The organism is Aliivibrio kagoshimensis, assembly GCF_050337105.1.
Taxonomy (GTDB): Bacteria; Pseudomonadota; Gammaproteobacteria; order Enterobacterales; family Vibrionaceae; genus Aliivibrio_A; species Aliivibrio_A kagoshimensis.
The window spans coordinates 1-14,887 of record NZ_JAKJSQ010000081.1; the positions used below are offsets into that span (position 1 = coordinate 1).

12 protein-coding genes, 1 tRNA gene and 1 pseudogene are annotated in these 14,887 nt (G+C 38.6%); 5 read left to right on the plus strand and 9 right to left on the minus strand.

Translation table 11 applies throughout. The annotated features are described in order from the left end of the window. Positions 1-206, minus strand: a pseudogene (locus L4C32_RS18155) (hypothetical protein); the annotation flags it as partial. A gap of 146 nt (positions 207-352) precedes the next feature. Here L4C32_RS18155 and L4C32_RS18160 point away from each other — a divergent pair. Together L4C32_RS18160 and rsgA are read left to right on the plus strand one after the other, a co-directional pair. Then, a complete protein-coding gene (locus L4C32_RS18160) occupies positions 353-997 on the plus strand; it encodes a hypothetical protein (RefSeq protein WP_428198309.1) in 645 nt (214 codons plus the stop codon). A gap of 232 nt (positions 998-1,229) precedes the next feature. Beyond that, positions 1,230-2,270, plus strand: coding sequence for a ribosome small subunit-dependent GTPase A (gene rsgA, locus L4C32_RS18165; RefSeq protein WP_428198310.1), 1,041 nt, complete (start codon positions 1,230-1,232; stop codon positions 2,268-2,270). 53 nt (positions 2,271-2,323) lie between these two features. On the opposite strand, the gene L4C32_RS18170 is transcribed toward rsgA, so the two are convergent. Both L4C32_RS18170 and L4C32_RS18175 read right to left on the minus strand, forming a co-directional pair. Next, positions 2,324-3,046 carry a riboflavin synthase subunit alpha gene (locus L4C32_RS18170; RefSeq protein WP_428198311.1) on the minus strand — a complete coding sequence of 241 codons (723 nt, stop codon included), beginning with the start codon at positions 3,044-3,046 and terminating at the stop codon, positions 2,324-2,326. Positions 3,047-3,180: 134 nt separating this feature from the next. After that, positions 3,181-3,861, minus strand: a complete 681-nt coding sequence (locus L4C32_RS18175; protein WP_428198312.1) for an acyl-homoserine-lactone synthase — start codon at positions 3,859-3,861, stop codon at positions 3,181-3,183. Between the two features lie 216 nt (positions 3,862-4,077). Here L4C32_RS18175 and L4C32_RS18180 point away from each other — a divergent pair, with 216 nt between their 5' ends. Further along, the gene (locus L4C32_RS18180) at positions 4,078-4,800 is read left to right on the plus strand and encodes a LuxR C-terminal-related transcriptional regulator (RefSeq protein ID WP_428198313.1); all 723 of its coding nucleotides are present in this window, start codon (positions 4,078-4,080) and stop codon (positions 4,798-4,800) included. 27 nt (positions 4,801-4,827) lie between these two features. Then, positions 4,828-5,322 (plus strand): hypothetical protein, encoded by a 495-nt coding sequence (locus L4C32_RS18185; RefSeq protein ID WP_428198314.1) that lies wholly within the window; start codon positions 4,828-4,830, stop codon positions 5,320-5,322. On the opposite strand, the gene L4C32_RS18190 is transcribed toward L4C32_RS18185, so the two are convergent. The 3 genes from L4C32_RS18190 to L4C32_RS18200 form a co-directional block, all read right to left on the minus strand. Continuing rightward, positions 5,299-7,176: a methyl-accepting chemotaxis protein gene (locus tag L4C32_RS18190; protein ID WP_428198315.1), complete on the minus strand. Its 1,878-nt coding sequence runs from the start codon at positions 7,174-7,176 to the stop codon at positions 5,299-5,301. The genes L4C32_RS18185 and L4C32_RS18190 overlap by 24 nt on opposite strands. A 224-nt stretch (positions 7,177-7,400) precedes the next feature. Beyond that, positions 7,401-8,480 (minus strand): hypothetical protein, encoded by a 1,080-nt coding sequence (locus tag L4C32_RS18195; RefSeq protein WP_428198316.1) that lies wholly within the window; start codon positions 8,478-8,480, stop codon positions 7,401-7,403. 74 nt (positions 8,481-8,554) lie between these two features. After that, positions 8,555-9,814, minus strand: a complete 1,260-nt coding sequence (locus L4C32_RS18200) for a DEAD/DEAH box helicase (RefSeq protein WP_428198317.1) — start codon at positions 9,812-9,814, stop codon at positions 8,555-8,557. Between the two features lie 222 nt (positions 9,815-10,036). On the opposite strand from L4C32_RS18200, the gene L4C32_RS18205 reads away from it, so the two are divergent. Further along, positions 10,037-10,127 (plus strand) — tRNA-Ser (locus tag L4C32_RS18205). A gap of 23 nt (positions 10,128-10,150) precedes the next feature. Here L4C32_RS18205 and L4C32_RS18210 read toward each other — a convergent pair. The 3 genes from L4C32_RS18210 to L4C32_RS18220 form a co-directional block, all read right to left on the minus strand. After that, positions 10,151-10,588 carry a CBS domain-containing protein gene (locus tag L4C32_RS18210; protein ID WP_428198318.1) on the minus strand — a complete coding sequence of 146 codons (438 nt, stop codon included), beginning with the start codon at positions 10,586-10,588 and terminating at the stop codon, positions 10,151-10,153. Positions 10,589-10,784: 196 nt separating this feature from the next. Further along, positions 10,785-13,046: a bifunctional diguanylate cyclase/phosphodiesterase gene (locus L4C32_RS18215; RefSeq protein ID WP_428198319.1), complete on the minus strand. Its 2,262-nt coding sequence runs from the start codon at positions 13,044-13,046 to the stop codon at positions 10,785-10,787. A 269-nt stretch (positions 13,047-13,315) separates the two neighbouring features. Further along, positions 13,316-14,509: a DUF819 family protein gene (locus tag L4C32_RS18220; RefSeq protein ID WP_428198320.1), complete on the minus strand. Its 1,194-nt coding sequence runs from the start codon at positions 14,507-14,509 to the stop codon at positions 13,316-13,318. Positions 14,510-14,887: the final 378 nt, after the last annotated feature.

Consider the following 14,887-nt stretch of genomic DNA (forward strand, 5'->3'; position numbering starts at 1 on the left):
GTATCTATATACTCGATCCACATCTCCGGTTCGAGGGTCGATGTTGAAAACTCGTGTTCGATACTTCGCTGAATTGAGTCAGTCCAAGAGTAGGTTTCGTAAGAAGAGTGGACGATTAATACTTGAGGTTTGTCTCCAGCAGTTGAAAAAGTGCTATAAAAAAGACACCAAACAAAAAGCAATAATAATGCTACCGATGATTTCATCATATATCTCTTATAAATCATGACGTAAAATTACTTGGTATCTATAGGATATAATCCTAGTCTAGCCATTGTTATTAGTAAAGTAGTCAGCGTGCTTGGTTTACATTACACTCACTGTTACTCACTAAGTTATGGATAACTGATAGATGACCTACTTTAAGCACATTGCACTGATTTTTCTCACTCTGTTCTCATTCCAAGCAGCCAGCCAAACAGGCGGAAAGTGTGACTTTATTGATATGACAGAGTTTGCCCAAGTGACGGGAACTCAAACAGATGAAGACATTTCTGTTCTCACCTCATCAGGTCAGACGCTACAGCTTTATCGCAGTGATTTCACATCCGCCCCTGAGGGTGACTCCTATTATAAATTATCAGTACGACACCATATTAGTGGTGGATGCAGCCCATACTCTATCCAATCAATCACTCCTCTTGAAAAGCAAAATGTACAGCTAACTATTACTGCGGGACAAGCGTATCAGGCAGCTTTTATTCTGGCCGAAGCCAAAAGCTGCGCATTACAATCACCTTCCGATTGCAATGAACTGCAAATAGATCCAGGATTTGATTATCGCAACTCTGAGCGTTTGAGCGACATCGATGTCCGCTCAGTATCGTCCTGCAGCCCTGCTATCTTGCAAACTCTATGGAGTGAGATCATTTCAGAGCCAGCGCCTAAAGTGGTTGCCTGTGTGACAAACCAACAACAGCAAGAAATTTTAGTGGAATTCACTCGTGAAATAGTGGCGACAGAGAGAGAAAATTTACAGTTATTAACTTTGCATTAAAGATCTGCTATGCTTTTTGCGTCTTTAACTTATATAGAAGGAATAAATGATGATTGTATTAAAAAACAGTAACTGGGCACGAAACGCTTAATTCGACCTTTCGAACTCCTTTCTTGCCCGGTAATAACCGGGGCTACCACTGTCTGCATTCTGTAGATGGTTATAACACCCCTTATAAAAATATTTTTGRTGTGGATTATTCTTAGAATTATCACGTCTGGGGTTTCAAATAATGACAACACCATTAACACTTAGCCAGCTTGGTTGGCGACCATTTTTTCAACAACAACTCACTTTAGAAGAGTATGAAGGGACTGTGTTTGCTCGTGTAAAAGAGCATCACCGTTCTGGTTTCAAACTTGCGTCTGAATTGGGTGACATCACATTAAGTGCTTCTCCGTCCTTACCGCAGATTACGGTTGGAGATTGGGTACTGCTTGATAGCGATCATCACTTTATACGTTGTTTTGAAAGACTTTCAGAGTTCAGTCGTAAAGCTGCTGGCAGCAAAATCGAATCACAATTAATCGCCACGAATGTTGATACTGCCTTTATTGTCAGTTCACTCAACCATGACTTTAATCTAAGTCGTATTGAGCGCTTTCTTGCACTCACTAATGATGCTGGTGTAGAACCCGTTATTGTATTAACCAAATCGGATCAATGCGAAGAGCCTGCTGACTATATTGCTCAGGTCCACAGTATTGACCCTATGTTGATGGTTGAGACCGTTAACGCCCTTGATGGTGATAGTGTTCAGGCACTCTCTCCTTGGTGCGGTACTGGCAAAACCATCGCGTTTATCGGCTCTTCCGGTGTAGGGAAATCGACCTTAATTAATACGTTACTCGATGATGATACCCAGCTTACCGGAGGAATTCGTGAAGATGACAGTAAGGGGAAACACACCACCACAGGGCGATCACTGCATGTAATGCCTACCGGCGGTTTGCTACTTGATACGCCAGGAATGCGCGAGTTGCAATTGGCTGCGTGTGCTGACGGCGTAGCGGAAACCTTTTCTGATATCACCCAGTTAGCCGAACGGTGTAAGTTTAGTAACTGCCAACATCACAGCGAACCTAAATGTGCGGTGCAGGCGGCACTTCAATCTGGAGAGTTGGAAGAGCGACGCTTGATAAACTATCAAAAATTGCTTCGAGAGCAGGCCCGAAACGGTGCTAGCTTAGCGGAGCGTAGAGCCAGTGATAAAGCGCTACATAAGTACTACAAAAGCGTTATCACCAGCAACAATAGTCTCAAAATGAAGTAACCACTCTTAGTGGTTTACGATTGAGAGTGGGTCAAATGACTCGCTCTCTTTCATTATGAGTTAGATTTTTTACTCTCGATACCGAGTTTGGTCGAAGCCAGTGAAGTGACATCCACTCCCTGTTTTTCAAGTAGCGCTTCTAACACGGGTAATAGCTCGCCTAAATTCTCTTCCAAAGTGGCACGGACTGTATCAACTACAACTTGAGTTCCACGTTCAATTTCAATATTTAGTGCATCACCCACTTTTTTGCTTTCAAATACCGTCATACGACGGGTTTCTGGAATCAGCCACACATCAAACCATCCCTCTTTTTTATCCACATCCGAGATGGTTAGGCTGGCACCGTTGATCGCAATATACCCTTTTGGAAATATATAGCGAAGCCACTCTTTCGACACCGAAATACGAATTCGATAGTTATCATCAATGTGTGAAATATCGAAAACCTCCGCATGGAAGTCAACATGACCAGACAATGGATGCCCCCCAATTTCAGCCCCATCTTTCGCCGCACGTTCTACATTTACTTGGGTATGTTTGGCATACTGACTTAACGTGGTGATATTAAGGCTTTGTAACATCACATCAAACTTAACCTTTGTATTACTGAGCAACTCTGTCACGGTGAGGCAAACACCATCAACTGAAACACTGGCACCTATTTCTAAGTTGTCGCAAAACCCTGTAGGAAATTCAATTTCAAACGTTCTGATCCCATTTTGATCCATGACAGATTCTATATTTGCTACTGCTTGAATAATTCCGGTAAACACAATCTACTCCAATTGACTCACATTTCAGCAATCATGCCATAAAAAAACCGGCTAAGACAATCTGTCTTAACCGGTCACTCATATCCAAAAATAGGAATGTTACATTACTATTTTGCCTACGGTGTTGAGATAAATTAAAATTCGCTACGAGCACCTCTCGCTATTTTTTGTGCGGGTCCAATTCTAGTTACACTCTCCCAATCGAGAACTGCAGCTAACGCCTTACATCCATCTGCCATCACCTTCGAGTCGCATAAAGGTGTCGCCTTAAGCCCATGTCTAGCCAAGACCGCTAAGGTGACTGGAGTAACCACCATATACACATATCTAATTTTATTTGATTTACAGTGTATATAGAGATCGGATAACAGATGAGTTAATAGCGTTTTATCTTCAACACATTTACTTCCTCGATAGTCATTTTTTATTAATAATCGAGATACTTCACAAGCATTACTGTGCTGGGGCACAGGTGTTGAATCAAGAAGAACGTCCGCAAAAATGGTATTTAGCATCCATGAAGATTTATATGGATGCACCCTGAGGTAGCCAACCGCATTGTCATTAACAAATCCACCTATATGCGTGCAAGTGTAATCAAAATCATCGATCTCAGTTTTATCGTCTGGATTTCCTACCCAAGCCAATTCACGGCAGAAAACCTCAGCGCGTAAACCAAATAGATCTTTCATCTCTTGCACGGTGGGTGTATCAGTTAAATAAATCTCTTCAGTAACATTATCAAAAAGCTTGAATACATTATTATTTACAGCATTTTCGTTTTGATTCTCTTTATGTGCTGATGAATAGTGCATATCTAAACGTATCCTTGTAATAGTACTTAGGTAGCTATTACAACGTGATATTCCTTACTTGCATACTGTTCTGTCGGGCAGTAACAAAATGAAATTTATATGCTAGGAGACGTGTTTATCATCACGCAAATGAGATCTAGACATAGACTTCATTAATCACTGTTATAGTATGAATATTGATATATATATGCTTACTAAGTGAGAGAATGATATCTTTTGAAAATCAGTAAAGTGCTTGATTTATATAAAATGTTTTCATCCATCGAATCAATGGATGACGCTTCCAAAGCAACGAGGAAATTACAAGATTTTCTCGATGTTGATGGTGTGGCTTTCGTTCAACTTTCTATCTGTGCTGATAATAGAATCAATATAAATCAGGTTATTTCATCAGATTTTGGTGTTAATGATAGAAATATTGAGTGGTCCACCACCTATCAGAAGAACAATTTTCAATATATTGACCCTGTCATTACTTGTTCGTTATCACATCGTAAGCCATTTAATTGGAAATCAATCCCTTCAATCATTGGCCTTGATAAAAAACAAACCGATTTTTTAGGCATCGCTGGGGAGATGGGGTTAAAAGAGGGGGCGAGTATTGGCTCTCTCAATGCGAAACAGATTTCTAGCGAATTAAGCATCACCTCGGTATACGGTACGTCACTTAATCAAGAGCAGTTAGCGGTGTTAGAGTTAATTAATGAAGTATCGTGTAAACCCTTATCAAAGTTGGTCAACCCCATTGATAAACTCACCCCTAGAGAACTCGAGGTTCTTGCATGGTCTGCGGAGGGGAAGTCTTCGTGGGAAATTGGTATCATTTGCTCAATCTCAGAACGCACAGTAAAATTTCACTTTAAAAATATTTATCAAAAATTGGGAGTGCAAAATCGCGCCCAAGCAATTGTAAGAGCGATTAAACATGATGTAATTTAATCGCTGTAACTTTATATGGGGGATAGGATGAATCCGATAGATCTGCTTTTTCAAACCGAGTTAGAGTCTGAAATTTACCACCCAGATGGCCATGGTCATGTGCAAGTTGAAACGGTTTTTCACAATTTTGGCGAGTCACCTCATGAACTGCTTGAACAAATCAACCGACAAGAACGCTGGGATGAATTTTACCAACGGATTGAAAAACAATCAGAAAAATGGCGCTATGATCTACTTGAACACTTTACCGTTGAGAGAACCTATAGCATCCTTTATCGTATGAAATTACTGGAAACGGCTTCGTCTGACATTGCTATAAGCGCCATTATCCATGATGCCGATACGTGGTTATGGAGCAACGAAACCTCCCACTACCTAGTCAAAGTGATCGCTTTCGCTGAGCAACAGTTAACGATTCTTGATCCTGATGCGCTATTCATTGAATTTGAAACAGAGCAATTAACCACTTTAATCGATAAATTACGTACCTTAAACCAATTAAAAACGATAACTGGAAATTAATGACTGAAGGTTTGCAGCAATGTCTTTAATCTCAGCACTAGATTGATTGGTTTCATTAGATTGAGTTGCTGTTTCTATCGCCGTTTTGTTAATGTTGCTGATATTCAAACTGATGTCTTTGGAGATTAGGTTGTGCTCTTCTGAAGCACTGGCAATACTGGTGTTCAGCTCGAAGATCTTACTTACTGCCAAGCTGATACTGTCTAATGATTGAATCGCTGTTTTCGCATTCTCTGAGGTCAACAGCGCGTTATTGGCACCATCATGCATGGCATCTACCGTCGTTTTTACGTCGACTTTTAAGTTATCTATCAATGACTGGATCTGTAAGGCTGATTCTTGAGTTCTTTGTGCTAATGAGCGTACTTCGTCAGCAACAATCGAGAATCCCCGTCCATTCTCTCCAGCTCTTGCTGCTTCAATAGCTGCATTCAATGCCAGCAGGTTAGTTTGATCAGCAATGTCACGAATCACGTTTAATACGTCACTAATGTTGTTACTGTTCTTTTCTAAACTCTCTGTCAACTCTGCGGAGGATTTAAGCTTGGTTGACAGCTGATTGATCGAATTACAGACCCCGTCAATAACTCCTTTACCTGTTTCGACTGACTCATTGGCTTCATTGGCTGATGTAGCTGCCAAGTGAATGCTGGCGGAAATATCTTCGGTTGCCAATACCATCTGTTCTACTGCATCTGACAGTGAATCGGACTCAGCCTGCTGAGCAGTCGCTAAACTATTGGTCTTTTCAGAGACTTCAGCATTAATGTTCGACGCTTTTTCAAGGTTCTCAGTAAACGGCGGGATCTGACTAAAGGTAGATTTTAAATTATTCACAAATTGATTGAATAACTGACTAATAACTGTCACCTCATCTTTACCGCTCACTTCAAGCGCTGCAGAGAGATCGCCTGATTTCAATGCCACTTCGCTCAAGTGATTCTCTAAATGGCCCAACCGTTTAATGATGGTATATGAAATACTCAATACCGCCATGACGATAATGGCAATAATTAAGCCCGTTGCGATAAACAGAGTTTTATACACCGAGCTGTTTTCCTGCATAACACTTTCAGACAACTCATTGTTTAAAATACTGAAAATCCCTTCGGTTTTGTGAATGGTATCCCTCATCTCGCCATAAAGGCCATCTTTAGGGGACAACCCAAGCAGTTGATAATTCTGGCTAAACTGTAAGAACATCTCACGATATTTATTCATGTTACTGTGAATTTCTTCTTTGGTTTCTACATTAAGACCCGTTTCAGTTAACGTGAGATGAAAATTGCTGTAGTTGTCTTTAAAGTGGCCCAAGTACTTTTCATTCCTACGAGATATGTAATCTTTCTCGTTTCGCCTCATATGGAGCATATTCGCAGTAAGGGTTGCTTCTGACACTTTTCCTAATAGATCTTCTGCACTATGAACAGATTGCCTAAACTCTCCCATCAATCCTGTTTCATGATCCAAGCCGATCTCTTGATGCAACGAGACAATTTGCTCAAAGGTCGTATTGTATTGGTTAAGATAGTCACTCAGATCTTTAAGCTCATTACTGTATCCCAAACCAATCTCTTCAATATTATTTTTTACGCTTTCAGTCGCTTCAAGCAAGGCGACATAGTTATGGTTAAACTTCTGCTGATACTTAAGATCCAAGCGGGCAAGAAAATCCTTTTCGTTACGGCGTAACATGAGCATATTCGAGTTACTATTTTGAACCAACACTAAGGTTTGATTTAATAGTTCAAGTTTATGAAAAGAAGTCAATGATATTAAAGACAATATAATCAGACAGATAGAGACTAATCCAGCAAGAATATAGAGCTTAAACTTAATCGATAAATTATTCATAAAACCTCATTACTGAACATCAGTACTGGTTGATAACAATCTACTAAGTAAAGCAGTCTCTCGATACCACATGCTAATTGCACTCTGTTACAGAGGTATAGGTGACGTGGATCTCATTTATTGGGGCTAATTGAGAATGACTCCTTCTTCGTCATTAAATTTATAATCACTTAAGCTCATATATGATTGACATAAAAATGTAACATTAGTCTCATTTTATAATTTCAGTGGATGAATAAGTATTTACTTGTCTCCTTGTTTTCACGTCTCCAAATGACATTATCAATAAAGTAATGGTGGATATTAATAAATATCCAATAGATAAATAGGAATATCCCTGACCCAAATGTGGTTGTGTATTCTGGTTTTACCCACTGCTGATTAAGAATCGGCAACAACCAGAATCCGCATGCCCCTAACCCAATCGCTAGCAATAAAAATAGCACCAAGTGAACGTTCTGCTCCCGCTTTGATTGAGTAAACACAGAGCTTCGGTTGATTTCATAACGCGCAACCACCGTGATGTATTGCAGAGAGTGGAACACTGGAATAACCATAAGCATGGCCGGATGAAATCGCCCCAACAGCCAGACATAGATGCTCACCGTATACGCCATTACTCCAACGATTGGCAATGACCTATCTGATGAAAGATGAACACGAAACAGCAGTAGCGCAACCATAGAGCTAGACACTAGTGCGACTAATATTGCCGCGTATAACATCGAAATTGGCACAGCGAAACTGTAGTAGTGTAAACCCCATATAGACCGTTCTGACACCACATCATTAGCAAAAAGCCAGAAGCAGAACCAACATAAGTGAGCATTATAGCGAAGCAGGTCTTTCTCTTTTTTAGTAAAAAACTGTTTTTTTAATACCGAGTCCAGCATAAGCATGCCGTACCCCTGCTTTGCATAGTGCCAACCTACTAGAAAAAGCATAGCATTAGCAGCGTAACCAATGGTGACTAAATCGGCAGTCACCACACATCGATAAAAGAAGACCAACATCACGCCTGGCACCACGATACCCGCAAACACCATTCGTATTTTTAATATCTTATCAAACAGAGGATCAATAAGGCTGTGAAAGAATGTACGATAAAAAATGAGTAAGGAGAGTGCAAAATGAGGATGATTGATCACATTAGCCAGTAGCAGAGTAACCATTAACCAAGATGTCAATTGCTGCTCAGAAGAGACAAAATAGAGCATGGGTAATATCAGTAATGACGCCCCTCCTAAGCAGATAAAATCAAACCAAGGGTGAAACAGATGCTGTGTTTTGATCTCTTTTGACATACCAATCCCTTAGAATCTGCTTCAATGACTCTTTAATTAAAGCAGAAGGCTAAGGGTTATTGCATTATCATGTGCTATTTTTTTACACGTTTCCCTCTGTTTTTATGAATGCTTAACTTAGCTTTCATTTTACGCTTCTCAGCCGAACGACCTCTGTTCATTTTTTCATGTTGGACTGTTTTAGGTGCGTTAGGATCCGGTTCGTACCCCTTTAACCACTCCTGAGGCAAGCGAGTATCAAGCAGAGTTTCAATCGCTTTAAGCAAGTACTCTTCATCTGGGCTCATTAATGAAATGGCCAACCCTGTGCTACCCGCACGACCTGTTCGGCCAATTCTGTGCACATAATCTTCCGCTTTAAAGGGCAGTTCGAAGTTCACGACATACTCAAGTTGCTGAATATCAATCCCACGTGCCGCGACATCAGTTGCAACCAATACCCGTATTTTACCCGTTTTAAACTCTTCTAACGCACGAAGCCTTGCTCCCTGGCTTTTATCACCATTAATTGAAGCCGCTTTAATTCCATCTAACTTAAGCTCTTTAACCAATTGGTCTGAACCCTGTTTGGTTTTAGTGAAAACCAGTACCTGATGCCAGTTTCTCGAACCAATTAAGTGTGACAACAACTCAGGTTTGCGGTGTTTATCGACCGGATAGACCATCTGCTCGACACTGTCTGCTGCACTGTTTTTAGGCGTTACTTGAACTAAGATTGGCTCATCTAAGATTTTGTAGGCAATGGTTTTAATCTGTTGAGTAAAGGTTGCTGAGAAAAACAGCGTCTGTCTTTGTACCGGCATACGATTCAATATTCGCTGAATATCAGGCATAAAACCCATATCAAGCATGCGGTCAGCTTCATCTAAAACCAAAAACTCTGTCTGGCTCAAGGAGATATTTTTTAGGTAAAGGTGATCAAGCAACCGGCCTGGAGTGGCCACTAATATATCCGCCCCACCCTTTAAATTGTCAGTTTGTACTTTTACGCTGGTGCCACCATAAGCCACCACGACTTTGACATCCGTACCCTTACTGTAACTAACAAGGCTATCAAACACCTGCTGAGCCAGCTCGCGTGTCGGAGTCAAAATGAGGGTTCTTACTACAATCGAACCTGCGACTCTTTCAAGGGGTGACTCCATCAACTTCTGAATGATAGGCAGACCAAATGCCGCCGTTTTCCCGGTTCCGGTCTGAGCGCCACCCAAAACATCTTTACCGTCCAATACATAAGGAATGGCTTCAGCTTGAATTGGGGTTGGGGTAGTAAATCCGAGTTGATTCACAGTATCTGTGAGTGACGTATTTAAACCTAGAGATGCGAAAGCCATTGAAGATACCTACTGTATGAAGCTGAAGATTGAAACAAATATGGTGCTGATTGTAGCAAATTAAGCGAGGAACTTTCTTTAAATATAACCAATCTAGCCATGAACCCTTTTACACTGCTTACGTTACGATCAATGTGCAGCAATAATGAGCAGTTGAACTTTTTTTGCCAATTTATGCTTTACAACAAACCGCTATCTCCTTATTATGCCCGCACACCACACGGAGAGATGGCTGAGTGGTTGAAAGCACCGGTCTTGAAAACCGGCGTACGTTTATAGCGTACCTAGGGTTCAAATCCCTATCTCTCCGCCACATTAAAAAAAGCCGCTGATTTATCAGCGGCTTTTTTGTGTTTGAGTGTCCCGTTTACACTGTTTGCCCAGCTCGCGCATGATGTCTCGCCAGGAGATGATTCCAACAGGTTTTTCAGTGTCGTCGATAATTGGGATGCAGGAAATTTTGTTATGGTTGAATATGTCTATCGCTTCGGTAACGGTGGCATTTTCGTTTAATGAAATTGGCTGACGTGTCATGATTTGGTGGGCTTTTTTGTTGAGTGACGCCAAATCTCTTGTTGTAGCAGCGACAGAATCGATATTAGGGCTAATTGATTTCAACAGATCCCTATCAGAGATAACCCCAAACATTCTTCCATCTTCAACCACAAGCAGATGGTGAAATGACGTCTGTTCAAAAAGCTCTTTCACTCGACTTAAGGGATCATTCAACTCGACAATAACAATATTTCGACTCATCAGTTTACTTACTTTCATCGTACTCTCCCAACAACTTAGATCTAACACTTCCACACTAAATCACTTTTTATAACGTAGCATAGATCATTACCCTAAGCTCAAATAAGCAATGTAAAGTTAAGTAATATCAATTTATTCACGTTTTTACAAACTAGGGGAGCTATTATAAATAACTGTCACCAACTTAACAGTCAATGGCAGTAAAGAGAACGTATCAATTAGTTGTCTCACTCTTATCCAATTCGATTCTTAAGTCATCAACCTTCAATGGTCTGTAAAATAAATACCCTTGAAGAATATCACATTCCATTTCACATAGAATTAAATGCTGCTCTTCATGTTCGATGCCTTCAGCAACAGTACAAATGTTCATTTGTTTAGCAAGAGATATGAGACTTTCAAGCATTATACGAGATGTAGAATTAGTTAACACATCATCAACAAAACTTTTGTCAATTTTCAACTCGTCGATCGGTAGATTTTTCAATAGATTATATGAGGAATAGCCTGTACCAAAGTCATCCAACGATATTCTCAGACCTATCGATTTTAATTTTTCCATGATAGACAAGACTGTTGGGAGATCATCAATGAATATACTCTCCGTGACCTCTAATAACAAACGATGTGGCTCAAAGGAATATTTTTCTATTGCTGTGGTTATTTTATTGTAAAACTCAGGGTGTTGAAACTGTTTGACAGATACATTTATCGACAAGTCTAATTCAATACCTGTTTCACTAGAAATATTATTAATATCATTTATAGCCCTATTAATGACATAATCACCAATACTTGGCATTTGGCCACACTCTTCTGCAATAGAAATAAATTTATCTGGGGTAACAAAACCTAAAACGTTATTATTCCATCTTATTAACGCYTCAACTCCTTTGATTCTCTTCTCTTTATCAACCTGTGGCTGATAAACCATAAAAAGTTCATCTTTAACAATTGCGTGTTTTAGTTCATGTTCAATACTCTCTCTTTCTAGGTATGCATTTTTCAGGCTCTCTTTAAATAATACTACTTGTTTTCCACTTTTCCTTGATTCTGAAACCGCAATATCACCAGAGAGTAACACCGCATCTAATGACTCCCCATTAACTGGATAACTAGCAATTCCAATATTTATATTTAAAATGAAAGCATTGTCATTTATTATGAATTCTTCTAAAAATGTTTCTAAAATTTTATCACTAAATTCTATATCCACTATTCCATTATTGAAACTTATTATTAAAAACTCATTATCTCTATATTTTACTAATAAGTCACTTACACTTACAATTCCCTGAAGCCTTTTTGAAATCATTTTTATGATTTCTTCACCAATCTTATGTCCATGATTATTTTGTATTGTTTTTAGGTCAACGATTACAACATGAAAGATTGAGTATGCCTCTTTATTTGACGTGTTCTCAAGATAACAATTTAGGTGATAGTGATTTTTAAGTCCAGTAAGATGGTCATGTTCTGCTTGGTACTGTAGCATTTTCCCCCTATTTCTTTGACTAGAGTAGATAGTTTTAAATAGGTAGTAACTAATGGTCAACAAAAATAGAAAGAAAACAACAATCATGATAATTTTCACATACATGATATTATAAACTTTATCAATTTCAATTTCTGATACAACCCATAATTTGTATTCTGGTATAAAAAGACTTGCAGCAATAGAGTGACGACCTTGAAACAATATCTTATGGTAAACCACTTCTCCGCTTGATTTCATATATTCATAAGAGTGTTTTGATTGTAACTCCACTCTAGAAATTGCCTTATCTACTTCTTCGTCATCTACTTGATAATTGTATATGTCAATATCTTTTAGTCTATTCGTCGGTGCTATTTGAAAATAGTGATCATTCTCACGATATAAGTAAGTGTCATCTAATTCATCTTCAATATTATTCATTAAAAAAGAACGGAAACCTTTATCTATATCAATTTGCAAAACGAGGACATATAAACGACCTCCATCGTCTACCCTTACAACCTTACTTATTGGTAATATATATTTTTTTGAAAAGTCGTCATATACAGTCCGATGCAACGTCATATTACCAACAATGAAATCACTTATAAACCCTTCTATATTTGATTGATATGGCAATTTTGAGTCATTCTTTAAGGACGTATCTAGATAGAGGTCTCCATTCATTTTAATTACATTAATCGACACAATAGATTTATCTATTTTGGTCATGGGAATAAGAGACAATTTAATATCATTTCTTTCTAAATCATCCATATCACTTATTATTATTTCTGATATGAAGTCCAATATTATATCATATTTATTAAATGCTGACTGTAATGAATTCACAGCCATTACAGTCACACTTTGTTGTTTAGCCTTTACTTCTTCAAAGGTTTTATCAACAGTAAAATAGATAGAAATTATAATAAAAATGACCCATAAAGTTGTAATAAAATAAAAAGCTAGCCATATATTCTTCTTTAAGTAAAACATCTTTATTACCATTGCATTAAAGTTTGACTTTAGGGGTTTGGGGATTATTTCAAAGTAGTTATCACTTTAGCATAATGATAGTTCTATAGATAAAAACAATGGTAATTTTTATAAAAATAGTACCAACATCACTTTCTAGTGATGATTTTTCTCATTTCACTGTCAGAAGTTGACCTTTCAACCTACAGCACACATCTAAAAGCACCTAAGGCATTTGTTGCTAAATAGCAACAAACACCTTAAGCACTTTGTCTTATTTATCTTTTGATTTACACCAACATAAACAGGATTTTCGCCACTAACAGCCCCATTCCTGTTCCGACGATCGCTCCTAACATGCCCATCAATACCCCAACAGGCACTAACGAGTCATTATAAGCGCCGGCAATAACAGGTGCTGAAGCAACGCCACCGATGTTAGCGACGGATGCCACACAACAGGTGAAGAGATCGAGTTTAAATATTTTTGCAATGACAATCATAATCGCAGCATGGATCAGTAAGATACACGCTCCTGCAATGATATAAACCGGCGCTTCAGTCAGTTCAGCAAAGTTTGCAGAGGAAGCAATCAAACCGATCATGATATAGAGGAAGATATTCGAAAGTTGCTTGGTTCCAGGTACCTTACTGAGCGGTGACATACCACCAACAATACCCATGATGGTGACCAATAAAATTGACCAAGTGGTGCTGGTTAAAAAAGTGGTGTGAGGTAGGTATTGAGCTACCCATACGCAAATAGCACCTGTTCCCAAAGCAAATGCTAGCGCGCCGAAGAGGTCAAGGAAAGTGACCTCTTTGGCTACTTCATCATCAATGGCCGCTAAACGCTGAGAGAGCTCTTCTACAATGCGTGTATCCGCTCTATTAAAATGGTTGAATGCCATGATGAGTTTACTAGAGCCTACAAAGAACAGCAGTAACATGATCCAGATTGAATAGTCGATTGAGTCTATCAATAATGTGTACCCCATGCCGACGTCATCTAAATTCAATGCTTGTTGGACTGCGACCATATTTTGGGTACCGCCTATCCAAGAACCAGATAGCGCACCAAATGCTTGCCACGAGTTAGGGGCAAGCATATCTTTGAAAATCATAAAGGTAATAATAAAGCCAATGACGATGCTCATAGTGGCGGAAAAAAAGGCCAGCAACATTTTAGGACCTAGTTTAATGATATGCCTTAAATCGCACTTTAATAACATTAAAAATATCATTGATGGCAATATAGCGCCTTTTACCCCTGCCCTTGCAATTCCGGCTCCCGTTTTTTCACCCTCAATAGATAATTCCCAAAAATCAAACGTAGACATTAACATGACACCGAAATAGATAATGACCAAAGGAGGAATAAATTCAAAAAATTTAGTTTTTACTTTTAACTTCTCTTCAACAAAAAAAACGCCTGCTGCGAAACATACTATAAATGCAATAAAGCTATAACCTGATGTAATCATGATACTCGCTACCTTATATATATTATTGTCAGTTGCAGAAAATTATTACTATTTAGGGTATATAGAGTGTTTAATATCTTGTCAAATTCAACATAAACTTTAACTATGACTGTAAACAGATAGGTAACTAACAGAATTACCATAAAATTATTACTCATCTATTCAGCATGTTATATTCATCGTATAAATAGAGGTTATAATCAAAAGAATCAGGGGATTTACGAGATTTTATCTTGAATAATATACTGTGTAATTATGAATACATAACCTACCTCTCATCTTAATTAAAATAGAAAACCACTATTAATAATAATTACATCAATAAAAGGTAATAACTAAACGAATGATCGCGATCAAAGTTATAGTAGTCTCATTCAA